Genomic DNA, 26,781 nt, shown 5'->3' with positions numbered 1-26,781 from the left:
AATTCTACTGGTTAACTTCGGCATACCTTTTTAAGTTAGTATGCTTACTTTTGCAATCGATTTAAATACAAAGGTACAGTCTATACCTAATTATCACAAATATATGAACGACCATCACAAAACATTTATTGCTTTCGTTAAACTTGGTGAGTTTTTACGCGAATATTGCAGCTCTCAACAATTGAAAAATGAATGGTCTGAAAAATTAGATGGGGCCGTTGCACTTTCAAATCACAAAAATGGCTGGTTCACTAAAGAAAACGTTCTACATGCGCTCAAAAATTGGGGAGAACTTCTTACCAAAGAGTACCTCTCAGAGTGGCTCAGTACATACGATTTAGACCAAAATCGACCAAAAACTGTTGCTTTAATTTTGGCGGGCAATATTCCCTTAGTTGGTTTTCATGACTTTTTATCAGTGCTGATAACAGGCAATACAGCGCTAGTAAAACTATCTTCAAATGACAATGTACTTATCACATTTACAAAAGAATATCTAATTTCAATTGAACCATTACTTAAGGATAAAATAGTTTTTGAGAAAGAAAAATTAGAAAATTTCGATGCTGTGATCGCAACGGGCAGCAACAACACCTCTCGTTATTTTGAGCACTATTTTGGCAAGGGGCCTCATATTATACGAAAAAACAGAAATTCAGTTGCCGTACTCACCGGACAAGAAACCACCATACAATTGGAAAATCTTGGAGAAGACATTTTCAGATACTATGGTCTAGGCTGTAGAAGTGTTTCGAAAATGTTTGTACCGAAAGGCTATGACTTTGACATTTTCTTCAAGTCGATTTTCAAATACAGTGACATTATCAATCAAAACAAATATTCGAATAACTACGATTATAACAAAGCGGTGTATTTAATGTCAGAATTCAAAATTCTCGATAATGGATTCTTGATTCTGAAAGAAGATGAAAGCTACGCCTCCCCTATAGCTTCCCTTTTCTATGAGTATTATGAAACCCTATCTGAACTTAAAAACAGGCTCGAACGAGATAAGGAAAATTTGCAATGCATTGTTTCACAAGGTATTATTAAAAATGAAATCAATTTTGGCCAAACCCAACAACCTTCACTTAGCGATTATGCCGATGGTGTCGACACTGTTGATTTCCTGTTAAAAACCTAGCCGATTTTTCTAAAGTCAAATAGTTCATAATTCCTTGAAATTCCTGACCTTTAACCTCCTAATTTCAAACCTATCAAATTCATGGTGCTATTGGGTACACCATCCTAAATAAAAATCACGAACAGCATCTTATGAAATGGGCAACGACCATGCTTGATGCCAGTGGTGAAGATTATTAGTTAGCAAATTACCCCTGACCTATATAAAAACAATAAAATTAAAACGATGAAAAAACATAATTTCAGTGCAGGCCCATGTGTTTTACCTCAAGAAGTATTTTTAAAAGCTTCTGAAGCTGTAATGGATTTCAATGGTTCAGGGCTTTCATTAATTGAAATTTCGCACCGAAGCAAAGATTTTGTTGAGGTTATGGAAAAGGCAAGAAGCCTGGCTTTAGAACTACTTGGCCTAGAGAACAAAGGGTATAAGGCACTGTTCTTACAAGGAGGCGCCAGCATGCAATTCTTGATGGCAGCTTACAACCTTTTAGAAAACAAAGCGGGTTATTTAAATACGGGTACCTGGAGCAGCAAAGCGGTAAAAGAAGCCAAGATGTTCGGAGATGTTATCGAAGTCGGATCATCAAAAGATGAAAATTTCAACTATATACCAAAGGGCTACAATATACCTGATGGCTTAGATTATCTACACCTTACCTCTAACAATACCATTTTCGGTACTCAAATTAAAAAGTTTCCTAAAACCGAAGCTCCATTGGTTTGTGACATGAGTTCCGATATTTTCTCAAGACAATTAGATTTTACGCAATTCGACTTGATTTATGCAGGTGCTCAGAAAAACATGGGTCCAGCAGGAACGACCTTGGTAGTAATTAAAGAGGACATTTTGGGCAAAGTGACCCGACAGATACCGTCTATGCTCGATTATCAAGTTCATATTTCTAAAGACAGCATGTTCAACACCCCTCCGGTGTTCGCCGTTTACACCTCTATGTTGACTTTAGAATGGTTAAAGAATCTCGGTGGCATTTCAGCGATTGAAGAGACCAATGATAAAAAGGCGCAATTGGTATATTCTGAAGTAGACCTGAACCCTTTATTCGAGGGTTTTGCCAAAAAAGAAGATCGTTCTAACATGAACGCTACTTTTAACCTTACCGATGAGAAACTGAAAGAAACTTTTGAGTCTATGGTTAAGGATGCCGGCATAAACGGCATAAACGGTCACAGATCAGTTGGCGGTTACCGTGCTTCAATGTACAATGCCCTAAGTCTAGAAAGCGTAGGAATACTAGTTGATGTAATGAGCGAGTTAGAGCGAACGGCATAGTAAGTCTTAAAATTTGAGGGGCGTTAATCGCCCCTCTTTATTAAATTAAACACAGTCGCATGAAAATATTAGCGAATGACGGTATAGCCCAGTCGGGAATCGACGCTTTGGAAAAATCAGGTTTCGAAGTTCTGACCACTACCGTTGCCCAAAACCAGTTACAAAATTTTATCAACGAGAATAATATTGATGGTCTACTGGTACGAAGCGCCACCAAGGTAAGAAAAGAGTTGATCGATAGCTGCCCCTCATTAAAACTGATAGGCCGTGGCGGTGTGGGTATGGACAATATTGATGTGGAATATGCAAAACAAAAGGGGTTGCATGTAATTAACACACCGGCCGCATCTTCAAGTTCGGTCGCAGAATTGGTTTTCGCCCACTTATATGGTGGAGTCCGTTTTCTTTACGATGCCAACAGAAATATGCCTTTAGAAGGCGATAGCAAATTTAAGCAATTAAAAAAATCGTACGCCTCTGGTTCCGAATTAAGAGGTAAAACCCTTGGTGTAATCGGCTTTGGCCGCATAGGTCGTGCAACCGCTAAAATAGCCTTGGGCGTAGGAATGAAGGTTGTATTTTACGATCCGTATTTAGAAGATGCCAAGATAGCTATTGATTTTTTTGATGGCCAGTCCGTTTCATTCCAGCTTAAATCACAGGCTAAGGACGAAGTTATATCTTCAGCCGATTTTATAACCTTGCACGTTCCGGCCCAAAAGGAATATGTAATCGGAAAAAAGGAATTTGACTTAATGAAACATGGTGTTGGTATCGTAAATGCCGCACGTGGCGGTGTTCTCGACGAAGTGGCGTTAATTGATGCCTTAGAGGAAGGTAAAATCAACTTTGCCGGGCTCGATGTTTTCGAATCGGAACCGACCCCGGAAATCAAAATCTTGATGCACCCGAATATTTCGTTAACGCCTCATATTGGTGCAGCAACCGATGAGGCACAAAATCGAATTGGCACTGAATTGGCGGAACAAATTATTGCTCTGCTGAAATAAGCCGCTTCGTCTCTAAGGTTTTCGTTGTTCTTATTACGCACAGAAGCCCTTGAACAGCAAGTTTTAAGGTATTAATTCACACCTGCACTAATCTTTTTTTGTACATTGTAAAACATCTACATTAATTATAAAACACTAAACACATGTCTGGATTATTAGACTTACTAAGCAGCCCAATGGGCAAACAATTAATTAGCGGCGCTGCCCAACAATCAGGTCAATCTACCGATCAAACAGGTAGTGTATTGAGCATGGCTTTACCCGTACTAATGGGGGCCATGAAAAAAAATGCATCTACACCAGAGGGTGCCCAAGGTTTGATGGGCGCTCTTAGCGGTAAGCACGATGGGGGCATTTTAGATAACCTCGGCGGATTATTAGGCGGTGGCGTGGACGAATCTGTAATGAACGATGGCGCAGGAATTCTTGGCCATGTTCTAGGAGGAAAACAATCTCAGGTAGAATCTGCCTTGAGTGCCAAATCAGGTATGGATGCCGGGTCTGTAGCCACAATCTTAAAGGTTGCGGCCCCAATTTTAATGGGCTTTCTGGGCAAACAAACCAAACAACAAAATGTTAGTGATTCGAACGGTATCGGAGACCTTTTAGGCGGATTAATGGGGGGAGACCAACAACAATCATTAATTGAGTCTTTCTTAGATTCTGATGGGGATGGAAGTATTCTCGACGATGTCGCATCTATGGCCCTTGGAGGCAAGAAAGGTGGAATCGGAGGCCTTCTAGGAGGTCTATTCGGAAAATAAACTTTAGAATTTGCTTGATAACAGAAAGCCGTTTGTATTTGCAAACGGCTTTTTTGTATCTTAAACGGTATGGAAATTGTACCCAATATATAAATCACGTTTATGAAAAAGATAATTTTATACCTTGGCGGGTTATTTTTCCTTCTCTGTTTGGTCGCATCTAGCTGTACAAGCTCAAAGTCTACGGTAAACATTTCTGATGATGAAAAAACAGCTTTTAACCAAAAGTTAGGAGATACAGTTAAAATTGCCAACGACAGTACCGAATATGAAATAATCATAATCGAACCTGGTTTTAACTTATGGCTACAGAGCATAGCGAAACCAGAAGGCTATTATTCTCAATCGTTTCTGGAAAATCGCAATCAAATATTTGTAATCAACTACAACCAAAGGGTGCAACAACCGCTGAGATATTCATCTAGTCTTTATGAATGGCAAATCGATTACGATTCGGGCATTGACTATGGCTACGATGTTAATTATAAGCTTTATAATTATTTCATCTATTTTCAGCGAAAATACAATCAACGCCTTGGACCTTTTGTTCCAAGAATTTGATTAACTATATTTGTTGCATTAAAGCACTATGGAAAAACTAAAAAAACGTTGGGGTATCAACTCCAATCTTCAAATTGCAGTTATTTTCTTGGTTTTTGCCATTACCGGCTCAACAGCTGCAAAGTTAGCGGAACCTATAACCGAAATGGTCGGGCTCGGCAGGGAAACAACTACGGCTTGGGTATATTGGGCAGCTAGAATTCTACTTATTTTTCCTATTTATCAAGTTCTGCTCGTTCTCTTTGGGTGGGTATTCGGTCAGTTTCAGTTCTTTTGGAACTTTGAAAAAAAGATGCTTAATCGCCTTGGACTCGGTTTTTTGTTCAAATAACACTACTTTTTAGGTTTTCGAAATCCGTAGAAAAGCTGACCCACAAAATATCTGGGCACATCATCATCACCTTCGAAACCTAACGGAACTTTACCGCTATTTTCTGGTATGTAATTGGTCTTGAATAAATAATCCCACATACTCAAACTGATTCCAAAATTCACTCCGTACCGACCTTCAGGCAAAGTATAGGCGTGATGGTACAAGTGCATTACCGGATTATTGAAAATATACTTTAATGGCCCCCAAGTTATTTTAATATTGGAATGATTAAAGTGACCTATTGCAATAGCCATAAAATGAACGACATAGGCCTGTTCTGGCTCAAAACCACCCAAAATAATAACTCCGAAAGTTTTTAAGGGTTTGTACAGTACATTTTCCATCCAATGATAACGCATGTGAGCGGCAAAGCCCATTTCTTTTACACTGTGATGAATCTTATGAAATTGCCATAAGAACTCATACCTATGAAGTAGAATATGAGTAACCCACTGTACAAAATCCAAGACTAGAAAAAAGATAAGTAATTGCACCCATGAAGGTAAAGATTCGAGGTTTATAATTGATAAACTTTCTATTGAAATACCAACTTCTAAAAATATCAATTCCAATATTTTATACACTCCACTGATAGCAATAGCGAAAATGAAGAAGTTGAAAAAAATATAAAATCCATCCAACCAAAAATCTTTTCTAAAAACAGCTTGATTTTTACGCCAAGGAAAAAGAACTTCAAGAATAAATACCGACAGCGACAAGAAAATTATACCCCAAAAATAATTGTTATACCAAGGCACTTCAAAGATGATGGATTTCCATGTCCAACTTATCGTGCCATTGAAAGCCCGTAAAAAAGCATCTACATATTTCTGCAAAACTGAAAGTTTGATGGGTACGTAGTCGAAAATATAATTTATTCCTTAAGCGTATACCACTCAATATCGCCCAACCCCTCTCTTCTACCCTTCTTTTTGGGTGGGTAGTTGGTTACGAGATAGTTAATAATAACTTCTTCATTTTTACCTAAATCCCACAAATTTTGTGTCTCCTGCATCCATTGAATAGTAGCTTTCCACCTTTCGGCATTCATGCGATTTTGAATGACCAGCTTAGAAGAGTGACAATTGGTACAGTTTTGAACGGTTTCAATCATGCCCGGGGCGTCAACAAAACCAGTACGAACGTGAATGCCATTTTCAATTGTATCATTGTTGTCATTGTCTAAGGGAATGTCGACCATTTCAGATTGTGGTGCAGCATTTTTAAAAGCGGATAGCCTTGGGTCGATTATTAGATAAATCAATAGTAATGAAGACAGAACCACCACCGTACATGCCAAAATCACTACTCTGCGCGCCCTTTCAAAATCATTTTTTAAATTATCAAAATTCTTCATTTAAGTGACTTTAACAGCGATTCTATGACAGGCGTTGTTGAGATACCCTTTAGGGTTCCACCCAGGCAATAACATAGGCTGAGCCACTCCTTGAGAGTCCGTTGCCTTTGCCCAGATTTCATAATAGCCTTTCTTGGGAAAATCAACTTCTGCCGAAAAATGTTGCCAAGCCAAACGGTTAACCGGTTTTTCAATAGAGCATATTTGCCATGTAGCACCAAAATCAATCGAGTATTCCATTTGGGTGACTTCAAGTTCGCCGGCCCATGCATGCCCGCGAATATTAAGCTTTTTACCTTCTGGAAGCATGGCTCCGGATTTTGGATACGTAATCAATGATTTTACCGGCATTGACTCTATAATACACATATCTTCATCTGCTACCTTTTCACCCGGTGCAACGGTATTGCAGGGTACACGGTACGAAGTACCTCCCATTTTGGCTCCATCATGTACCTTGTTTCGAATGCTAATTCGATTGACCCATTTACCTGAAACCGAAGCAGGCCAGCCCCCTGCGATTAATCGCAAGGGGTAACCGTGTGCCAAAGGAATATCTTTACCGTTCATTTGAAAGGCGAGCAAGGTTTCATCTTGCAATGCTTTTGCCATAGGCGCCCCTCTTGAAATAGATTCTTTATCAGGGTTTCGGCTTAAATGAATATCGGCACCGTGATAACCAATGTATACGGCATCATCTTTAATTCCCGCATCTTCCAATACATCCCGTAGTCGTACACCCGTCCATTTTGCACAAGATACGGCACCTATAGTCCATTGGTTCCCTTTTGCGGGGGGATCAAATTCACTTCTGCCATTTCCCCCACATTCTAAGGTAAGCTGGTAGGTAAACACTTTAAAATTCGCCTTTAGCTCTTGAATCGTATATGATTTTTTTGCTACAACCGATTCCCCGTCTATCGTCAATGTCCACTTCTGGGCATCGATATTCTCAGGCACTAATCCGTTATTGCGAAGGAACATTTTAGCGTTAGGCGTAACCCTATCATCTAAGAGATAAGCCTGGGCTTCCATATTCCATGGTTTATCGTTCAGCACCACCATCTCAGCATCTTTACCGAACAATTTAAAGGGGTCGGGCTCTTGCAGAGCCAATGGCCGATAGCCTTGAGGAATATTTAAACCGTATACGATTTCGGAACCGATAATTCCAGAAAAAGTGGCCAAAGTTGCTCTTTTAATGAATTTTCTACGCTGCATAAATTATAATCTAAAGAAGTAAAGTTAGAATTATTTAATGCTTAAAAAAGAAACTTGAATCGTCAAAAAAGGATGTTCTTGAAAAATTATGATGACCTTAACAAATAAATAAGCACCCCAATAAAGGGTGCTATTAATTTATATTTCTAGCAATCAATTATTTAAACCTCAATTGTAGTTTTCTGAGCTGATTTTTTGAAAACGTAGGTATAGAACCACATTATCGTAAAAGTGGGAATGACATCTAAACCCGGTATTATTTCCTCCAAAAAAGTTATTATTCCTGCTCCCTGCCCTACTTTACCCTTGTACATACGGGTCATGAGCCAAGCTGCTAGTGGCGCCCAAATAATATCTGAAAAGTCTCCTATTAGAGGTATAGCGAAAGAGAGCATTCCGATACCATCGAAAAGCAACCCCATAAAGAGTTTTTTATATTTATTATCCGTTGTTTTTGACATGATAAATGTTTAATGGTTTACATGGTCATAGAGCAAGAAAAGTGCCAAAGTCAATACTAACGGTACGCTAGCTACTTTATCAACCAAAAACTAAAAAAAAATTTATGACAGATCTGAACTGATCAGCTTTAGAAACTCATTTCTAGTCTCTATTTTTTCAAATTGCCCTCTGAAACCTGATGTAGTGGTGACCGAGTTCTGTTTTTGAACTCCTCGCATCATCATACACATATGGGATGCTTCAATAACTACGGCCACCCCTTGAGGCTTTAGAGTGTTGTTGATACATTCGAGAATATCGTGTGTCAGCCGTTCTTGTACCTGCAGCCTACGTGCAAAAACATCAACTACTCTAGGTATTTTGCTCAGCCCTACAATATGGCCGTTAGGTATGTACGCCACATGAGCCTTCCCAAAAAAAGGTAGCATATGATGCTCGCATAATGAATAGAGCTCAATATCCTTAATAATGACCATGTCATCATAATCCTCTTTGAACATAGCTCCTTTTAGTATCTCTACCGCATCTTGTTTATAGCCCTGCGTTAAAAAAAGCATGGCCTTTGCTGCTCGTTCAGGAGTTTTTATCAATCCTTCTCGGGAAACATCCTCCCCTATTTCACTTATAATTTTTGAATAACGGTCTTTAACTTCCGTAGTCACTTCAAGATTGTATTCTTCTAAATTTCTATAGGGGGCCATATTAAACGGATTTGTTAATCAATACTATCAAACAAAAGTAAACCAATTGATTCAATTGCTTTTCTCAATAAATCTGCAAATTTAGGGTTTTCGTATACTTTGTTCGCTAAACTTCAAATTTCCTTACTTTTACTGGGTGAACAGGGCGATAAAACCGCTTAAAAATTGAACCTATGATAAAAACTTCGAATATTCAGAAGTTTTATGGAGACCTGCAAGTGCTGAAAGGGGTTGACCTGCATATAAAAAAGGAAGAAATTATATCTATAGTTGGTGCTTCTGGGGCCGGTAAAACGACCCTGCTCCAGATTTTAGGAACTTTGGACACCCAAAGTAACCCGAACGAGAGTGAACTTCTAATCAATGGCACGGAGGTTACCCAGTTATCTGAAAAGCAGTTGGCCAAATTTCGTAACGAGCATATTGGTTTTATTTTCCAGTTTCATCAACTGCTACCTGAGTTTACCGCGCTTGAAAATGTTTGTATTCCTGCCTTTATTAAAAACACGCCTAAAGCCCAAGCAGATAAGAGAGCAAAAGAACTTTTAGATTTTTTAGGGCTCTCTTCGCGCTACAAACATAAGCCTAATGAACTATCAGGTGGAGAACAGCAAAGGGTGGCCGTAGCGCGTGCACTTATCAATGAACCATCGATTGTATTCGCTGATGAACCTAGTGGCAACCTTGACTCTGAAAGTGCTGACAACCTGCATAAATTATTTTTTGATTTGCGTGATCAATTCGGCCAGACATTCGTAATCGTGACCCACAACCAACAATTAGCCGATATGGCCGACAGAAAATTGACCATGGTCGATGGTCTTATAGTTACCAAAGAGGTTGTCGCCTAATTACGATATCGCCTATGTTGAAAAGTATTTTTGTTTTTTTGAAAAATCCTATATATCAAGAAGATGAGAACATAGACTTCAACTATCGATATAAAGTATTATTTCAGCTTTTACTTTATGCTTTATTAATCAGTTATGCCTTAGGTGTATTAAATCAAGGGCTTGATTCCGTTTTTGATTTAGATATAGGCAAACATGCCAGTGAAGAATTTTTGAAGGGCTCGCCTTGGTTACTTTTTCTTATGGCCGTAATCTTGGCTCCTTTACTTGAAGAGTTTTTCTTTAGAGGACCATTAATCTTCTTTAAGAATAAGCGCTTTTTTTCGTATGCCTTTTATCTGGTTACCCTAATATTTGCGTTTTACCATATTTTGAATTTCGAATTCACCCCTACTACCCTTTGGCTTTCTCCTTTGTTGGTAGCCCCTCAGCTTTGTATAGGTGTATTTCTGGGTTACATAAGGGTTCGCTTTGGATTAGTATGGTCAATCGCATTACATGCTGCTTACAATCTAATTTTAATAGGCCCTTTCATGTTGTTTAAATTTTTAGACCTACCTATAAAATGAAACGTTCAGAACTCAAAGAATTTTTAGATGCCAAGGTATTGCAATATGAGAACCCTAAGTTTTTAGATTCAGATCCCATTCAAATACCTCATAGATTCACTAAAATAGAGGATATTGAAATCAGCGCCTTTCTAACGGCCACTATCGCTTGGGGAAACAGGAAGAGTATTATCACCAATGCCAATCGCATGATGGAATTGATGGATGGCTCTCCCTATGATTTTATAATGCAACATAAAGAAAAAGACATTGACCACCTACAGTCTTTTGTACATCGAACCTTCAACGGTCAAGACTTAAGCTATTTTATTTTAAGCTTGAGAAATATCTATCGAAAAAAAGGCGGTCTAGAAAAAGTGTTTGCTCAAAATTTAAATAAAATAAACCTACAAGAGTCTATTTCTAATTTTAAGAAGGTTTTCTTTGAGCTACCCCATCCACTTCGAACCACAAAACATGTTAGCGACCCCTTGAAAGGCTCGGCAGCAAAAAGAATAAATATGTTTTTACGATGGATGGTAAGACCGGACACTACTCACGTAGATTTCGGACTTTGGAAAAGCATACACCCCAGTCAACTCTCATGCCCATTAGATGTTCATTCTGGCAATGTTGCACGTAAACTTAAACTGCTTAAACGAAAACAGAACGATGCGAAGGCTTTGGCCGAACTCGATAAAAGTCTCAGAAGATTAGACCCTAATGATCCTGTGAAGTATGATTTTGCACTATTCGGTCTTGGGGTTTTTGAAAAGTTTTAAAATTATTTTATCACCCCTGACATAATCTGACGTTAAGACCGATTAATATTATGCCTAAATAGAAATCATGAACATGACAAAAGAAATTATAGAGTCATTCGATATTGTAGGTATAGAGGTTAGAACATCAAATATTGAGGGTCAAGGCATTAAGGATATTGGTGATTTATGGAATACTTTTATAAGTATGGAAGTGCTTAAGAAAATTCCTTTTAAAACAAGCAACACCATATATGCCCTTTACACGGAATACGAGGGCGACCACAACCAACCTTACACTACAGTTATTGGTTGCCGAGTTAACAAGGTAATTTCGCTACCTGAGGGTATGGTTTCAAAAAATATCGAGGAAGGAACTTATTTAAAATCCACCGCAAAGGGAAATATACTTCAAGGCCTAATAGGTAACCATTGGAATCATATATGGAGGCAAAATTTAGACCGGAATTATAAAACGGACTATGAAGTATATGACAATAGGGCTAGCGACCCCGCTAATGCGACAGTCGAATTTTATATAGGTGTCAATAAATAAAAGATGAAAGTTTCTACTGATCCAAGAATCGAAGAAATATTTGACCACTACCCTGAAGCAATTAAGAACAAAATGAAGTTTCTTAGGCAATTGGTACTAGAAACAGCTGAAGAATGCGATAGTGTTCATCACTTAAAAGAAACCCTGAAATGGGGCGAACCAAGTTTTATCACCAATTGCGGTAGCACGTTGCGAATGGATTGGAAAACCAAAACCCCCGATCAATACGCCTTATATTTTCAGTGTAACAGTCGACTGGTCGACACTTTTAAAATTGTTTTCGAACACACCTTACAGTACGAAGGCAAACGAGCCATTATCTTGCCCATCGACCAAGAAAAAATTTCCATTGAAGAATTAAAAGAATGTATTAAAGCTACCCTTTGCTATCATATAGTCAAGCATTTACCATTGCTTGGAATACAAAGAGCATGAAATTAATAAAGAATGTATTTGACATTACAATATATATTCTAAATATTTATCTTGAACTTTACCTAAAAAGATGAACGTATGAGTACGACAAAAATAGCGGTAATTACAGGTGGTAGTAGAGGTCTCGGGCGCGACATGGCACTTAAAATTGCCGAAAAAGAAATTGATATTGTTTTCACTTATCATTCTAACCTAGAAGCGGCCAGCGAAGTGGTCAAGACTATAGAAAATATAGGGCGAAAAGCTAAGGCCTTTCAATTAGACACCAGTAACATCAAAGAGTTTGATAGCTTCTATCAAAAGCTAACGACCTATTTAATCAATGATTACGGCACAGAACATTTTGATTTCTTGATAAACAATGCCGGTACAGGCATTTACAAACCTTTTACCGAAACTACCGAAGACGACTTTGACGATATGCTGAACATTCACCTCAAGGGGGTGTATTTTTTATCACAAAAGGCTATACCTTACTTAAACGAAGGTGGGCGTATCATAAATATTTCTTCGGGATTAGCCCGGTTTTCATTACCGAACTCGTCGGCCTACGCCTCTGCAAAAGGCGGTGTTGAGGTCTTTACACGGTACTTGGCAAAAGAATTGGCCTCTAAAAAAATTACGGCAAATGTAGTGGCACCCGGGGCGGTAGGTACCGATTTTGGTGGGGGAGAAAATAGAACCAATGAGAAAAAAGTAAATACCATATCAAACCTGACCGCTTTAGGTCGTGTTGGAGAACCGGAAGATTTAGGTGGTGTTGTCGCTTTCTTATGTACCGAAGAAGCACGATGGATAAATGGCCAGCGCATTGAAGTTTCAGGCGGTATATTCTTATAATATGTTGAAATGAAAATTGTTCTTGCGCAAATACGGCAGATAAGGGGAAATATTGAAAAAAATATTGACCTTCATAAACGCTTTATTTCTTTAGCCATTGAAAACGAAGCAGATGCTGTCTTTTTCCCAGAACTTTCAATAACGGGTTATGAACCAACACTTGCCAATGAATTGAAGATTGGCCTTTCCGGAAAATTAGTTTCTGATTTTCAAGAGTTGAGTAATTCCAATCAGATGGTTGTCGGATTGGGAGCACCTCTAGAATTAAAAAAGGGTTTATTTATTTCAATGCTTATTTTTCAACCCAGTAGGCCCCTAGAGACCTATTGTAAACAACAATTACATGACGATGAAAAGCCTTATTTTAGTGAAGGCGCTTCCGCAAAAATCTTAAACCTAAAAGATGGAAAAATTGGCTTGGCCATTTGCTATGAAAGCCTTAGAGAATCTCATCTTAACCAGAATTTAGACTTAGGGGCCAATTTATATTTGGCAAGTGTCGCCAAATCTCAAAAAGGTATAGAAAATGCCTGTTCCTATTTTCCTGATAAAGCTAAAGCGAATAAAATTCCGATTTTGCTGGTTAACAGTGTTGGATATTGCGATAACTTTGAAATTGCAGGACAGTCCGCTATTTGGAACAGTGAAGGAAAATTGATTGCCCAATTGCCCCAAACGCAAGAAGGCTTGTTGATATATGACACAACAAGAGGTTCAGCACAAATTAAGCTATTTCCCTAATTATGAATTATAACAATAAAAGGTTCAGACCGGTAAGTAATACTGATAACGGAGAAACCTCGGAAGAAACTATATTTCATTATCGGCAAGAAGAAAACATTCTCTTTTGCAATTACTCGGGAGGTCAAATACAGAAAGGGCATTTGATAGGTAAGGTAGACGAACAAGGCCGTATCGATATGCGATACCATCAGATTAACCAAAATGGTGACCTTATGATGGGTATATGTCATTCTGAGCCCGAAATTATGGCTAATGGAAAAATTCGTCTTCACGAAAATTGGCAATGGACATCTGGTGATAAATCTACAGGCCACTCGATTATCGAAGAAATCTGATAACCTCTGACTACCAAAGTTCAGAAACCTTTAACACTATTTCAAAGTGTTTCTGACCTTCAACCTTTAATTTCGAAATAAATTTAAACGAAAATACCTGCTGAAATTTCAAATTTAACCCGTATTTCAGAAGGAGCAATTTATTGTGATTTATGTCTCATAAAACATTTAAAACGCTAATTGTTGAAGAACAGGGCGAATCCTTTACAAGAAGTATTCGAATGAAATCGTTGAAGGAACTGCCTGACAACGATATGTTGGTTCAAGTTCACTATTCTTCGCTCAACTATAAAGATGCGCTATCGGCAATAGGCAACAAAGGTGTAACCAGAAAATATCCACACACCCCGGGCATAGATGCCGTAGGTATCGTAGTTGATACCAAATCTGATACTTTTAGCGTCGGAGATAAAGTTATTGTTACCAGTTTTGATTTAGGGATGAATACTGATGGCGGCTTTGGTCAATACATTCAAGTACCCGAAGATTGGGCCCTTTTACTACCAGATAACTTAAGCATGAAAGAAGCCATGATTATTGGCACAGCTGGTTTGACGGCAGGTATGTCGGTTCTTAAGTTAAATGAAATAGTCAAACCCGGAAAGGGCGAAATTATAGTTTCTGGAGCTACCGGTGGCGTGGGTGCTATGAGTATAGCACTACTAAAAAAACTCGGTTACCAAATTGCTGCCCTAACGGGAAAAGATTCAGAACATGATTTTCTACGTCAATTGGGTGCGGACCGGATTATTTCACGACAAGAATTCGAAAATATGGATGACAAACCTATCTTAAAATCCGAATTTGCGGGTGCCATCGATACGGTAGGAGGTGTAATTCTTGAAAATATCATAAAATCGGTGCAACCCATGGGCGCAGTTACATGTTGTGGCAACGTGGCTTCACCTAAATTAAACTTAACCGTTTTCCCATTTATTCTTAGAGGCATTACCTTAATTGGTATTGACTCTCAAAACTACCCCATGTGGCTTAGAGAAAAGGTCTGGCTCAAACTGGCCAATGAATGGAAACCCAATAACCTTGAGGAGACAAGCACGGAAATAAGCCTTGACGAATTAGACGAGAAAATAGATTTAATATTAGAGGGAAAGTTAAAAGGTAGAACCGTCGTAAACCTACAGGCTTAGTTTTGCCGTTTGGTCGAATTTCTATATTTTAAGTAGATAAATTCCACAAATTATGAATACCCAGGTGGATGCCTATTTAGAGAATATTTCGAGTTGGAAGCCCGAACTGAAGCTTCTAAGAAAATTAGCTTTGGATTGTGGCCTGGAAGAAAGGTTGAAATGGGGAGTGCCCTGCTACACCATTAACAACGGCAATGTTCTTTTACTTGGCAACTTCAAGCAATTCTGCAATATCAGTTTCTTTAAAGGCAGCCTTCTAAATGACCATATGGGCATTCTTGAAAAGGCCGGTGAAAACTCACGAATCGCAAGAATAATAAAATTCACCCATGTTCAAGAAATCGATAAGCAATGGGATTTTCTGAAGTCCTATATTTTTGAAGCTATTGAGGTTGAAAAAGCAGGATTGAAAGTTCAACCAACAAAAAAAGCTAAAACAGATTTTGTAACGGAACTGCAAGAAAAGCTGAATACAGACCCTAAATTTAAGGAAGCCTTTTACAACCTTACCCCAGGTCGACAGAGAGGCTATAACATCTATTTTTCCGGTGCCAAACAAGTCAAAACACGAGAAGCGAGAATAGACAAGTATACCGAAAGAATTTTAAAAGGCAAGGGCTTTCATGATTGTGTTTGTGGCCTGTCTAAAAAAATGCCCACCTGCGATGGTTCGCATAAGCAGTTAGATGGCTGAAAGTGGTATAATTAGACTATTCTACAAAATCGAGCAATTTTTGAGGTAACAATATCTTGTCGATAATATGTACTGTACCGTTCGAAGCTTCTATATCCTTAAGAACGAATTTTGCCCTAATTTCAGAGGCATCTTTGATTACAAACACATCATTTTCAATCACCAACTCAATCGAATCGTTAGGTAAGAGCGTCGTTATGGTGCCCTCTTCAAAATTCGCTGAAGTAATATTCTCATCTACTAAATGACCCAGAAGAATTTCGTTCAGCACCTGAAGTTCCAGAAAATTTTGAAAATCATCAAAACTGTTATAAGAATCACCTAAGATTTCGAAAAGTAGTTCAACCGCTTCATTGTTGGGAGCAAAAACCGTGAACGGACCATCACCTTCAATAGTACCAAACGAATCTGCCTTTAAAAAAGCCTGTTCAAACTGTTCAAGTTCTTCAGTATCCGTGATGATTTCTACGATTGTTGGTTTTGGAAACAAGGTATTTAAAACCGATTCTGGCAACAACACCTCGTCTATACCGTGAACTATCCCATTGGAAACCTCATTATCAGCCTGAATCACTAACGCCTGTATGTTTTGTGCCTCATTTTGAATGAACACGCCCTCATCGACCAGCACATTTAGTACACCAGACTGCGTAGATGTTAGCTCTGCTCCATCCATAAGGGCATTTTCAAGTAGTAGATTATCTTCTAAAATGTGATATTTCAGTATTTCGTTCAACAGCTCTATTTCAGCTTCTTCTTCGAAATCTGCCAAAGCCGAAAATTCCGTTAGAGATTTAAAGAAGCCTTCAAAAGCGGTATCGGTCGGAGCAAAAACAGTTATATTATCCTCATCAGAAAGAATATCTGAGATACTAGGGTCCACAGTTTCTAAAGCAGATTTTAAAATACTATAACCTCCGGAAGACAATATATATTCTAAAGCATTCGGCGCCAATTCCTCTTCGACTTCCTCTTCACCCTCCTCCTCTTCTTGCTCAGGGGTATCGATAACTTCATCGTTACGGTCAATAGCATCTCCGTTATCACTCGAGCAGCCAAATAGTAAACTGAACGATATGCATAAGAAGAGCTGAAGGTTTAATTTAAAGACACGTTTCATAGGTTTCATTTTCAAGTTCTAACAAGCGATAATATAGGACAATTCACCCACAAACAATCGAAACATCCAAATATAACTAAGATATCGAGCTTATGGTTGTGCATCTGCAACAAGAGCATTTTCGTTTTCTTCGGTGCTATCAACATTCGTATCGGAAAGCGTTTTCATAAATGCTATAATCGCTTTCTGTTCTTTATCGGTCAAATTCAGTTCATCGAATGGTAAGGTCTGGTGCTCCAGTTCAAAACCCATTCCACCACCACCTTGGTTATAAAAATCCATCACCTGTTCTAAAGTACCATAAACACCGTTATGCATATATGGTGCAGTAAACTCAACGTTACGTACCGTTGGCGTCTTAAACATACCACGATGAACCTCTTTGTTGTATCGCCAGAAAAACCCTAAATCATCGTCTATTTGATTTTTGGCTACAGTTTCAGGTACGCCGATAACTTCTTTCTCCGTTTCGGTATAGAAAGGCGGTACGGTACCATTGGTCAGAGGCATAAAATGGCAAGTGGCACACAAAGCCTTGCCCATAAACAGGTTCATTCCTAATTTTTCCTGTTCAGTGAAATTCTCTTCTTCACCCCTCATGTTACGGTCAAATTTTGAATCGAACCCATTTAATGTTGATATATAAGATGATATGGCCCTGATCACATCAGTGTTTCGAGTAGAAATCTTTCCGTAGGCTTCCCTAAATAATTGCATATAGGTAGAATCTTGCAAAATTTCGGTCGAAAACTGATGAACCCCGGTTGCGAATTCTTGTTCGTTATTAAAAACCATAGAAATTTGATCCAACAGATTTTCGGCCCTACCATCCCAAAAGAAAGCTTTTTGAAAGGCTACATTAATTAGCGTTGGAGTATTTCGCTGTAACGGATTTCCTGTATTGTCTAAATTAACGACCTTGCCATCGGCATAGGCCTTTTCGGGTATATGGCAAGTGGCACAGGCCATAACGCCATCTTTGGCCAATTTAGGTTCGAAAAAAAGCTTTTTCCCAAGCGCAATGCGTTTGTCGGTTGAATTTCTGTTTACGGGAGGAGTAAAATAATTGAGGTTGAACGCATCTTTCTCAAAAAAGGTGGGGGCATCAAAATTAAAGGGCTTATTATTTACTCCTTCCCAAAGGCCACTTTCTTTTCTAATGGCTACCCAATTTCGGGTAATAGGGTTCATATAATCGCGAATGAAGGTGTAGCGATCAAAAGAATCAAAATCAGTATGCTCTTTCAAGTATTGTATGGCTCGGTCAATATTTTTATCAAACTTAGAATCTAAATCTTCGTTTTTCTCTAGTATGATATTACGAATAGATAATGAATATACCTTTCTTAAACTAGATAAGGAGACGATGCTTTCTGCAAGGCCCAATTGACTTACAGGCGTGTCGAAACCTGAGATGGCCAAGCTGATGATTCGAAGTAATTGTTGATGCGTAGCAATAAAAAATCGCTCGGGCGTTAAAGATCGTTCCCCCACATTTTCCATTAAATTAATCAAGAGGCCTTTTGTGAGGTTTGTTTCTCTTTTAAAAACGGCAGGGTCTTCTCCCCCCTCATATATAGACTCTTCGATTTTTTGTAAGCCCAGAGGTGGCAGAACTCTTTCAGTATCTTCCGCAAAAATCGGTAGTGCAGGCCCGTTTGCCCTATGGCCAACAGCAGGATTCAAATAAGAAGCATAAGGCTCGGCCTTTTTAAACGAGACCCTTAACTTTTTGAATAAGTGTTTTGCAAATTCACTTTCCGCATCGACGCGAGACAGAGAATCGATTAATTCTACCGCTTTGGTAATGTGTTCGTGATAGAATTGTTGAGCAGGTACCCAGTCAACTTCTGAAATTTCCGTTTTAACAACTGCCAATTGACTTGAACTCTCTTTATTTTTTCCTTCTTTACATGAAAAGGCTAACGTTAGTACCAACGAACAAATAAGGCTTCTGAACATCATCATTACAAATAATTAATCTTTATTAATTAAATAGATAAAAAGACCTCCGTTATACGAAGGCCTTTTAAACAATAGAGCATATACTATTATTATCTTGGTAATCCTTTCAAAATAATGATTTGACCACCTTGATCATCTTCACGCGCACCGGAAGCTATAGCATCAGGTCTATCCGATTCCATATCATGACCGTCAACACCTTTAAAATCTTCGCTTTCCCAGTAATGAGGTTGAAGGTTCAATATGAAAGTGTTAGGTTCTCCAATTTTTTCAGAAATATCTTCTAACGCACCGAACTCACCACTAAAACCTGAACTTCCAGATGGGTCAAGATCATTTCTAACTATAAGTTCTAAAACCACTTTCGCATTGTTACCGTTAAGGTCTGTTTGATAAATGTATGCGCCATGATTACGATCAAAAGAATTCGGGTCTTCTTGAAGGTAGACGAAGTTTTCGGTAACGGTTATGTTGTCAGGGCTTTGCAATTCAGGAAGATTCCCGTCCATATTGTTAGTATTGGTATTACCACTAACGATTTGAGTTAATTTACCGGTCATTGGCGAATCTTCATCCAGCTCTAATCGGTAAGCCGTTCCCCAATCATTATAAGTACCGGCATCAGGGCCTCTACCCGTAACGACAACAAAAACATTTCTGTTATTGGCAGCTGATCCTTTTTGGTAATCGACATCTTCAACACGCATAAAGGCGGAAGCTTGTACGGCTACACAGGCATCTTCCATTTCATCTTTGGTCATGGCCGCACCGTTCTCGATTTCTACGAACTCAAATTCGTAAGTTTCTCCGAAAGCAAGATCACCTTCATTATAGATTACACCAGGCTCGACAGCTACAGCGTTGATAGGGTTGCCATCAGCATCGGTAGAACCTGAAGCCACCTCTTTCAAACGTAATACATATATCTTACCATTGTTAAGATCAGCATTTCCGTTTTCAGACATATATAATGTAATCTGACCTTCTGAACCACTAGAATCATCATCACCTCCAATAATTACTGTTTTGCCAGGATAGGCGTCACGGGGAAGCGGAACAGCATTTTCCCAAGAAAATTCACCCAACGCATCTAGTCCGAAATCAGCTGTTGGTGTCGGAGTTTCAATATGAGGGTCTATTCCCTTTACATCATAATTAAAGCTTTCCGATGCCGACAGAAATATATCTTTAGAACCCCCATGAATACTGGCTTCCCACATAGTACCGGAACACTGTCTGGCAAAATCGGCAACTCCAGAATTCAATAGCCATTCACCACCTGTCGGGTTCATGTATTTATCGAAATGTATTCTACTCACTGCATAATCATCTTCGGCATTAACGATATATTTATAACCGTCTCCTTCTTTTAAGAATCCAGCACCATCTTGGGCACCGACCAAACGAAATCCGTCTTCTAGAATATCGGTAGAACTGATCAACGAATAAGGTTTCACATAATTAAACTGTGATTTAATATCTACCAAAGGCTCGAGCTCTGACTTGTTCTCGAAAATGGTTCCCTTTTCTTCAACAGGGCCGCCCTGACCAAGAAAATCATCAAGCTTGTCGCAAGATGTGGCCGTTGCAACCAAGCCTGCACAGATAAGCAAATTTTTAAGTGTTCTCATTTTGTTTCTAGATTTAGAATTTAAATTTTCTTTAACAAAAGTATTTATCCAGGTGCTTAGAAATATTATCTCAGTATGGTCATAAATTAAAGTAAGCTTCAATTTTATGTTAATTTGTTAGTTTAGTGTTACCATTTAGTTTCGTTCTAAATAAAACTCTCATTTTAACCAAATGTGAGAAAGCACCCTCAAATCATAAGAATTCTTATCTTAGGCATGTTTTGTGCGAAGAAATCATATCCCAAATTATTGAATGAACTCTAAACCTCTTATTTTCTTAAAAACCTTAATCACTATTCACATGGCCTTATTTATAGGCCTAACCCTATTTGCCATTTTTGTATATAGCCAAAATGGAAATTTTGAAGCGGACTTGAGGGGCGATAATGTTTTTATATACATGGTTCCAATAGCTGCTGCCTTGGGGTATTTCTCTAGTCAGTTTATATTCAGAAAACAGGTAGGAAGTATTAAAAGGGAGTCAACTTTAAATTCTAAACTGAATAGATATCAAACGGCTTCTATAGTCAGATACGCCTTAATTGAAGCTCCTGCCTTCTTGGCGTTGATCGCCTATTTTCTGAGTGGTAATGCCATGCACTTGGTAATTGCCATTGCCTTGCTTTTATATTTCTTTTCCCTAAGGCCTACCAGCCTTAAAATGATGAACCAAATACCATTTACCTCAGAGGAGGAACAACATTTTAACACTTAATTTACAATGTATACTTTTAAAAAATTTTTAGTAATACTGGCAATTCTAATGAGTTTACCCAAAGATCTTCAAGCACAAGATTGGCCTAATTTAAAGCAATTTCAAGAGGCTAATGCAGAGGTAGGGCCTCCCTCATCAAATGAAAATCGAGTTGTGTTTATGGGAAATTCGATTACTATCGGCTGGTTGAATAAAAGACCGGAGTTTTTTGCAGGTAAACCTTATATCAATCGTGGAATCAGTGGGCAAACGACCCCACAAATGCTATTACGTTTCAGGCAAGACGTAATCGACCTGAAACCAAAGGTTGTGGTCATACTTGCCGGTACCAATGATATTGCGGGTAATACCGGGCCATCGACCCTCGATATGATTATGGATAATATTATTTCCATGACCGAACTTGCCCAAGCAAACGATATTAAGGTTATTCTATCTTCTACCCTACCTGCTTATAAATATTCATGGAAGCCAGAGGTAAAGCCCGCCGACAAAATTGTGGCGTTGAATAAAAAAATAAAAGCCTATGCGGCGTATACAGGACATATTTACTTGGATTATTTTTCAGTAATGGCAGATGAACGCAACGGATTACCGAAAGAGTATGCCAATGATGAGGTGCACCCCACCCCGGAAGGGTATATGGTTATGGAACCTTTGGTAGAAAAAGCAATCGCGGAAGCCCTTGAAAAATAATCCGATGAAAAACTTACTCCTTCTATCACTCATAATTTCTCAATTTGCTCAAGCTATGGTTCAAGACAGTGCTGAGAATCGCCCTTTGAAAGTAGGCGTGGTGGGTCTGGTACATGGCCATGTACATTGGATTTTAGCCAATAAAGAAAAAAGTAACATCGAGATAGTAGGTATCGCTGAACCCAATCGAGAACTGGCCAAAAGACTTACAGAACAATATGGACTGTCTATGGATATTGTTTTCGACACCATTGAAGAAATGGTCGAAAATACGCAACCAGAGGCCGTAAACGCTTTTAATAGTACTTACGACCATTTAGAAACAGTTCGATATTGTGCCCCGAAAGGAATTCATGTAATGGTAGAAAAACCACTTGCCGTAAGTTGGGACCATGCCCAAGAAATGGTAGCACTTGCCCAAAAGCACAAAATTCATTTGCTGACCAATTATGAAACTTCTTGGTACGGAAGTAATAAAGAGGCTTATGAACTAATTCATGCTGAAAATGCAATAGGGGCCATGCGAAGAATTGTTTTTCATACCGGCCACATGGGGCCTGTAGAAATCGGCTGTAATGATGAGTTTTTAGAGTGGCTGACAGACCCTGTTCTAAATGGAGGTGGTACCTTGACCGATTTTGGTTGCTATGGCGCCAATTTGACAACATGGTTAATGAAGGGAAAAAAGCCAGAATCGGTCACATGTATAACCCAACAATTGAAACCGGAATTGTACCCAAAGGTCGATGATGATGCAACGATTATTTTAAAATATCCAGAAACGGAAGTAATCATTCAGGCCTCTTGGAACTGGCCCCATCATGTGAAAGATATGGAAGTTTTTGGTACTACAGGTTATGTGAAATGCAAGAACGGTTTGGATATGGAAGTGATGCTCGATGAGAAAAAAGGGCCTGAATCTCTTACCGCAAAAGCCTTGTCTAAAGGCGAAAATGACCCTTTTGCTTTATATAGAAAAGTGGTTTTAGAAGATTATCAATTAAAACCTTACGATGTTACTTCTTTAGAAAATGCGAAAATTGTGGTGCAAATTTTAGAAGCAGCAAAAAAATCCGCCAATACGGGAAAAACCGTGCTCTGGAAAGACTTATATCCTTCAAAAACCAATTAAGTTAAATTTCTTGGACTGCAAGTTCATTAATATTGAACTACAGAACGAGATACATATGAAACTTGCCCTATCTTTGAGCAACATGCAAGAATCGGTATCCTCCAATGGATTGAAAGAAAACAATGGCATACAAGGCCAAAATAACTATGACACTATAGTTATTGGCTCAGGGGCAGGTGGCTTAGCCTGTGCTATTTCTTTAAGCCAGCGCGGCCAAAAAGTACTGGTGCTAGAACAACATGATGTTCCTGGAGGTTGGTGTCACAGCTTTTACCTTAACGGACACCGATTTACACCGGGAGTTCATTATGTGGGGCTGCTAGGAGAAGGTGAAACGACCAGTGACCTGTACAAGGGGCTGGGTATCGCCAACGAATTGGTATTCTTTCGCATGAACCCCGAAGGGTATGAGCATATTCGGATTGGTGATACCAGATTCGACTATCCCGCGAATTTTGATGAATTGGTGGCTCGCCTATCGGCACGTTTTCCAAAAGAAAAGAAGAATATCTCCGATTATCTGAACATGACTCAAAGGGTAAGTCGAGAATTATACTCTATCCCATATTTCAAAGGGTTTTGGCAAAAATTGATTATGCCCTACAAAACCCGATATTTTGGTAAATATTCACTCTTTAGCCTCAGTCGCGTCATTGGTTGGTTCATTAAAGACCCCTTATTAAAAAAAATACTGAACATTCAATGTGGTGATCATGGGGTGGCACCTAACCGGGTTCCTTTTTTGTTGCACAGTGCGTTAATGTACCATTATTACAAAGGAGGCTATTACCCAATGGGTGGTGGCGGAGCACTCATTAAATCAATGACTAATGAAATAAAGAGAAATCATGGTGAAATACGCACTTCATCTGGTGTCGCAAAAATTATTTTAGACGGCAATAAAAAGAAGAAAGCGGTCGGGGTTATTCTAAAGGATGGTCAAAAAATATACGCCGAAAATATTGTTTCTAATGCAGATGTTGGTATTACCTATAATAAACTGGTAGGGCGCGAAAACTTGAGCAGCCGGCTTCAACGTAAATTGGCTAAAACCAAGTATTCATGTACCTCGCTTATGCTGTTTTTGACGGTGGATATGGACCTGAAAAAAGCTGGAGTCGATTCCGGAAACATTTGGCAAATGCCCAATCGGGGTGCCAATGATTTCTATGAAGAAATATTTGCCGAGAATATAGAAGAAGGCCATGCATTCGAAGGTATGTTCATCAGTTGCACTACCCTAAAAGACCCCTCTAGTTTTGACGGAAAGCACCATAGTATCGAAGCCATAACTTTTGTTGATTATAAAACCTTTGAGCAGTTTGAAAATGGAGAAAAAGAACGTTCTCCATCTTACTTGAAGATGAAAGAACGGCTTACCAAAAAGATGGTAAATGGCGTCGAAAAAGCTATACCGGGCGTTCGCAACCATATCGTACACCAAGAATTAGGTACCCCGCTGACCAATAAATACTATATCAACACCACACGGGGTAATGTTTATGGTACCGAGAAGAGCCTGTTTCATATAGGGCCCTTTGCCTATCGGGCAATAAGTGAAATAGAAAACCTTTACCTCTGTGGCGCCAGCATCATTTCACATGGTGTGGCAGGGGCATCCCATTCCGGGGTTGATACGGCAGCACGAATTTTGGGCTGTTCTTCTGATGAGTTAAAAGCCCCAAAAGAAGGTCAAGAACTTCGAATTTATGAAGCAGAAGATTCTTCGGAATACCCAGATTGGTTGATAAAGAAAATGGAAGTCAAAAAAGCTAGGGCTGAAGCTAAAGCCGAAAAGAGTTCGATTTAATATCGTGCCAACTAGTTCATAATTTAAAAATAAAAAGCAAGCGGATAAAGCTATGCCCCTACCCGCTTGATCTTAAAATTTATCTGCCCATCCAGCCACCATCGACTAGCATGGTTCCGCCGTTCATATAGCTAGAAGCTTCTGAACAAAGAAAGACGATCGGCCCTTTGAAGTCTTCTGGTTGGCCCCATCTACCTGCCGGTATTCTAGCTAAGATAGAATCTGCCCGCTCAGGGTTGTTTCGTAAGGCTTCAGTATTATCGGTACTGATATAACCCGGAGCGATAGCATTCACATTCACGCCCTTTCCTGCCCATTCGTTGGCAAAGGCCATAGTCATCTGACCGATAGCACCTTTACTGGCGGCATATCCCGGTACGGTGATACCTCCTTGAAAAGTTAACAATGAAGCGGTAAAAACTATCTTGCCCTCACCTCTTTTCACCATTTCTTTTCCGATTTCTCGAGTCAATACAAATTGAGCGGTCTGATTTACTTCGATAACTTTATCCCAATACTCATCGGAATGCTCAACAGCGGGTGCCCTTAAAATTGTTCCTGCATTATTCACCAAAATATCAATCTTCGGAAAATCGTCTTTAACCTGTTCAATGAACTCATAAAGTGATTCACGATTACCAAAATCACAGGTATATGCCTTGAATTTTCTACCGATGCCCTCGACCTCTTGTTCTATCATACTGCCGTGCTTCTCTAAAGAGGCACTTACTCCGATAATATCTGCACCAGCTTCTGCCAGACCAATGGCCATCGCCTTACCGATACCACGTTTGCATCCTGTGACCAAAGCAGTTTTTCCTTCAAGACTAAAATTGTTTAGAATACTCATTTCTATTTAATTATTTATTGATGTTGAAATTTATAATTATTGTTGACAATCCATTAGTACCTTCATACCATCAGGATTTTCATCGATTTTTTCAAATACTTGTTGAATGTTACTTAAAGGTTCAACATCGGTAATCAGTTGCTCAAACCCTAAGGTGTTTTCGGTAACTAAAGCTATAGCCTTTTCGTAATCTTCACGTTCATAAACCCGTGCCCCAATTAATTTCAGTTCTTTCCAGAAAAATTTGAACAAATCAATTTCTTTCTTTTGACCGTGAATGGCCACCATAACTATACGCCCCCTAATGCCGGCAACCTCGGTCATTACATCTAAGGCAGGTTGTACACCGGCCACCTCGAAAACGACATCGGCCTTTTTTCCTTCGGTTTTGTTCGAAACATAGTCGACCAAATCTTCTTTAGTGGGGTTGACCACCGTAAGACCTAATTCTTGAGCTTTGGCAATACGTCTTTCATTAATCTCAGAGACGATGACCTGTGCACCTGTATGTTGCGCTACTAATGCGACGAGGAGTCCGATTGGTCCGCCACCAAGCACTACAGCGGTTTCTGAAGCAGCCAGTCCGCTCAAACGAACATCATGTACCGCGACCGCCAAAGGTTCTATTAAGGCAGCCAGTTTTAAATCGGTTTCAGGGCGAAGTTTATGTAAAGTAAATGCCGGAACGTTCCAAAACTGCTGCATAGAACCCGGGCTATCGATACCGATAAATTTTAAATCTTCACATATATGGTTAAAACCCTTATCGGAAGGTTTTACCCCACGGTCGTCGAGTGGTCGTACGACTACTTTCTCTCCTTTAGCGAAACCGACAACTTCTTCTCCGATAGCATCTATAGTGCCCGACATCTCATGGCCTATAGTTTGGGGAATATCAACTCGTTTGTCCATCATGCCATGGTATATGTGTACGTCTGTACCACAAACACCGCTATAGGCCACTTTTATACGAACGTCATTAGGCTGTGGAGGCTCTACTTCTTTATCTATTAATGCAAAGGTTTTATCACCTTTATATATGGTTGCTTTCATTTTGCGTAATCGAT

General features: G+C 39.2%; 30 protein-coding genes. 20 read left to right on the top strand and 10 right to left on the bottom strand.

Annotated features, from left to right (window positions below):
• Positions 1-103 precede the first annotated feature (103 nt).
• The 6 genes from IV512_RS02095 (at position 104) to IV512_RS02070 (ending at position 5,100) form a co-directional block, all read left to right on the top strand.
• Positions 104-1,144 (top strand): acyl-CoA reductase, encoded by a 1,041-nt coding sequence (locus IV512_RS02095; protein WP_209400163.1) that lies wholly within the window; start codon positions 104-106, stop codon positions 1,142-1,144.
• A gap of 225 nt (positions 1,145-1,369) precedes the next feature.
• The gene (serC, locus tag IV512_RS02090) at positions 1,370-2,434 is read left to right on the top strand and encodes a 3-phosphoserine/phosphohydroxythreonine transaminase (RefSeq protein ID WP_209400161.1); all 1,065 of its coding nucleotides are present in this window, start codon (positions 1,370-1,372) and stop codon (positions 2,432-2,434) included.
• A 59-nt stretch (positions 2,435-2,493) separates the two neighbouring features.
• A complete protein-coding gene (locus IV512_RS02085; protein ID WP_209400160.1) occupies positions 2,494-3,444 on the top strand; it encodes a D-2-hydroxyacid dehydrogenase in 951 nt (316 codons plus the stop codon).
• A 143-nt stretch (positions 3,445-3,587) separates the two neighbouring features.
• Complete coding sequence (locus IV512_RS02080) at positions 3,588-4,208, top strand: DUF937 domain-containing protein (protein WP_209400159.1); 621 nt, start codon at positions 3,588-3,590, stop codon at positions 4,206-4,208.
• A 102-nt stretch (positions 4,209-4,310) separates the two neighbouring features.
• Complete coding sequence (locus IV512_RS02075; RefSeq protein WP_209400157.1) at positions 4,311-4,769, top strand: DUF6146 family protein; 459 nt, start codon at positions 4,311-4,313, stop codon at positions 4,767-4,769.
• Positions 4,770-4,797: 28 nt separating this feature from the next.
• Positions 4,798-5,100 (top strand): DUF6787 family protein, encoded by a 303-nt coding sequence (locus IV512_RS02070; protein WP_209400156.1) that lies wholly within the window; start codon positions 4,798-4,800, stop codon positions 5,098-5,100.
• Between the two features lie 2 nt (positions 5,101-5,102).
• Here IV512_RS02070 and IV512_RS02065 read toward each other — a convergent pair whose 3' ends face one another.
• From IV512_RS02065 to folE, 5 genes are all read right to left on the bottom strand, one after another.
• Positions 5,103-5,978 carry a sterol desaturase family protein gene (locus IV512_RS02065; protein ID WP_209400155.1) on the bottom strand — a complete coding sequence of 292 codons (876 nt, stop codon included), beginning with the start codon at positions 5,976-5,978 and terminating at the stop codon, positions 5,103-5,105.
• Positions 5,979-6,016: 38 nt separating this feature from the next.
• The gene (locus tag IV512_RS02060; protein WP_209400154.1) at positions 6,017-6,499 is read right to left on the bottom strand and encodes a monoheme cytochrome C; all 483 of its coding nucleotides are present in this window, start codon (positions 6,497-6,499) and stop codon (positions 6,017-6,019) included.
• Positions 6,500-7,720, bottom strand: coding sequence for a sulfite oxidase (locus tag IV512_RS02055; RefSeq protein WP_209400153.1), 1,221 nt, complete (start codon positions 7,718-7,720; stop codon positions 6,500-6,502).
• Between the two features lie 161 nt (positions 7,721-7,881).
• Entirely contained in the window at positions 7,882-8,181 is a 300-nt protein-coding gene (locus IV512_RS02050; protein ID WP_209400152.1) for a hypothetical protein, read from the bottom strand.
• Positions 8,182-8,283: 102 nt separating this feature from the next.
• Complete coding sequence (gene folE / locus IV512_RS02045) at positions 8,284-8,883, bottom strand: GTP cyclohydrolase I FolE (protein WP_100868734.1); 600 nt, start codon at positions 8,881-8,883, stop codon at positions 8,284-8,286.
• 173 nt (positions 8,884-9,056) lie between these two features.
• Between folE and IV512_RS02040 the strand changes: the two genes are divergently transcribed.
• The 10 genes from IV512_RS02040 (at position 9,057) to IV512_RS01995 (ending at position 15,795) form a co-directional block, all read left to right on the top strand.
• A complete protein-coding gene (locus IV512_RS02040; protein ID WP_209400151.1) occupies positions 9,057-9,734 on the top strand; it encodes an ABC transporter ATP-binding protein in 678 nt (225 codons plus the stop codon).
• Positions 9,735-9,748: 14 nt separating this feature from the next.
• On the top strand, positions 9,749-10,303 hold the full coding sequence (locus IV512_RS02035; RefSeq protein WP_209400150.1) for a CPBP family intramembrane glutamic endopeptidase: 555 nt from the start codon (positions 9,749-9,751) through the stop codon (positions 10,301-10,303).
• Entirely contained in the window at positions 10,300-11,064 is a 765-nt protein-coding gene (locus IV512_RS02030; RefSeq protein WP_209400147.1) for a TIGR02757 family protein, read from the top strand. Before IV512_RS02035 ends, IV512_RS02030 begins: the two co-directional genes overlap by 4 nt.
• Positions 11,065-11,131: 67 nt before the next feature.
• Positions 11,132-11,599: a GyrI-like domain-containing protein gene (locus IV512_RS02025; RefSeq protein ID WP_209400145.1), complete on the top strand. Its 468-nt coding sequence runs from the start codon at positions 11,132-11,134 to the stop codon at positions 11,597-11,599.
• Between the two features lie 3 nt (positions 11,600-11,602).
• Complete coding sequence (locus IV512_RS02020; RefSeq protein ID WP_209400143.1) at positions 11,603-12,034, top strand: DUF1801 domain-containing protein; 432 nt, start codon at positions 11,603-11,605, stop codon at positions 12,032-12,034.
• Positions 12,035-12,112: 78 nt separating this feature from the next.
• Positions 12,113-12,874, top strand: coding sequence for an SDR family NAD(P)-dependent oxidoreductase (locus tag IV512_RS02015; protein ID WP_209400141.1), 762 nt, complete (start codon positions 12,113-12,115; stop codon positions 12,872-12,874).
• Positions 12,875-12,883: 9 nt separating this feature from the next.
• Positions 12,884-13,615, top strand: a complete 732-nt coding sequence (locus IV512_RS02010) for a carbon-nitrogen hydrolase family protein (RefSeq protein ID WP_209400139.1) — start codon at positions 12,884-12,886, stop codon at positions 13,613-13,615.
• A gap of 2 nt (positions 13,616-13,617) precedes the next feature.
• Positions 13,618-13,953: a n-acetylglutamate synthase gene (locus IV512_RS02005; protein WP_245224645.1), complete on the top strand. Its 336-nt coding sequence runs from the start codon at positions 13,618-13,620 to the stop codon at positions 13,951-13,953.
• 152 nt (positions 13,954-14,105) lie between these two features.
• The gene (locus IV512_RS02000) at positions 14,106-15,101 is read left to right on the top strand and encodes a YhdH/YhfP family quinone oxidoreductase (protein WP_209400137.1); all 996 of its coding nucleotides are present in this window, start codon (positions 14,106-14,108) and stop codon (positions 15,099-15,101) included.
• 52 nt (positions 15,102-15,153) lie between these two features.
• On the top strand, positions 15,154-15,795 hold the full coding sequence (locus IV512_RS01995) for a DUF1801 domain-containing protein (protein WP_209400135.1): 642 nt from the start codon (positions 15,154-15,156) through the stop codon (positions 15,793-15,795).
• 16 nt (positions 15,796-15,811) lie between these two features.
• On the opposite strand, the gene IV512_RS01990 is transcribed toward IV512_RS01995, so the two are convergent.
• From IV512_RS01990 to IV512_RS01980, 3 genes are all read right to left on the bottom strand, one after another.
• Positions 15,812-16,915 (bottom strand): fasciclin domain-containing protein, encoded by a 1,104-nt coding sequence (locus tag IV512_RS01990; RefSeq protein ID WP_209400133.1) that lies wholly within the window; start codon positions 16,913-16,915, stop codon positions 15,812-15,814.
• Positions 16,916-17,005: 90 nt separating this feature from the next.
• Positions 17,006-18,883, bottom strand: coding sequence for a cytochrome-c peroxidase (locus IV512_RS01985; RefSeq protein ID WP_245224644.1), 1,878 nt, complete (start codon positions 18,881-18,883; stop codon positions 17,006-17,008).
• Positions 18,884-18,969: 86 nt separating this feature from the next.
• A complete protein-coding gene (locus tag IV512_RS01980; protein ID WP_209400131.1) occupies positions 18,970-20,511 on the bottom strand; it encodes a hypothetical protein in 1,542 nt (513 codons plus the stop codon).
• Between the two features lie 301 nt (positions 20,512-20,812).
• On the opposite strand from IV512_RS01980, the gene IV512_RS01975 reads away from it, so the two are divergent.
• From IV512_RS01975 to IV512_RS01960, 4 genes are read left to right on the top strand one after another with little or no spacing between them, the layout of a single operon-like run.
• Positions 20,813-21,226 (top strand): hypothetical protein, encoded by a 414-nt coding sequence (locus IV512_RS01975; protein ID WP_209400129.1) that lies wholly within the window; start codon positions 20,813-20,815, stop codon positions 21,224-21,226.
• 48 nt (positions 21,227-21,274) lie between these two features.
• Positions 21,275-21,922: an SGNH/GDSL hydrolase family protein gene (locus IV512_RS01970; RefSeq protein ID WP_209400127.1), complete on the top strand. Its 648-nt coding sequence runs from the start codon at positions 21,275-21,277 to the stop codon at positions 21,920-21,922.
• Between the two features lie 4 nt (positions 21,923-21,926).
• Positions 21,927-23,054: a Gfo/Idh/MocA family protein gene (locus IV512_RS01965; protein WP_209400125.1), complete on the top strand. Its 1,128-nt coding sequence runs from the start codon at positions 21,927-21,929 to the stop codon at positions 23,052-23,054.
• A gap of 55 nt (positions 23,055-23,109) precedes the next feature.
• Positions 23,110-24,864 (top strand): NAD(P)/FAD-dependent oxidoreductase, encoded by a 1,755-nt coding sequence (locus IV512_RS01960; RefSeq protein WP_245224643.1) that lies wholly within the window; start codon positions 23,110-23,112, stop codon positions 24,862-24,864.
• Positions 24,865-24,943: 79 nt separating this feature from the next.
• Here IV512_RS01960 and IV512_RS01955 read toward each other — a convergent pair whose 3' ends face one another.
• Both IV512_RS01955 and IV512_RS01950 read right to left on the bottom strand, forming a co-directional pair.
• Entirely contained in the window at positions 24,944-25,708 is a 765-nt protein-coding gene (locus IV512_RS01955) for an SDR family oxidoreductase (RefSeq protein ID WP_209400686.1), read from the bottom strand.
• 42 nt (positions 25,709-25,750) lie between these two features.
• The gene (locus IV512_RS01950; RefSeq protein ID WP_209400123.1) at positions 25,751-26,767 is read right to left on the bottom strand and encodes a zinc-binding dehydrogenase; all 1,017 of its coding nucleotides are present in this window, start codon (positions 26,765-26,767) and stop codon (positions 25,751-25,753) included.
• Positions 26,768-26,781 lie beyond the last annotated feature (14 nt).

The sequence above is a fragment of the Pseudozobellia sp. WGM2 genome (assembly GCF_017810075.1).
Lineage (GTDB): Bacteria > Bacteroidota > Bacteroidia > Flavobacteriales > Flavobacteriaceae > JADNYK01.
The sequence above is the reverse complement of the archived record's forward strand: the minus strand, read 5'-3'. Positions and strand labels throughout refer to the sequence as shown.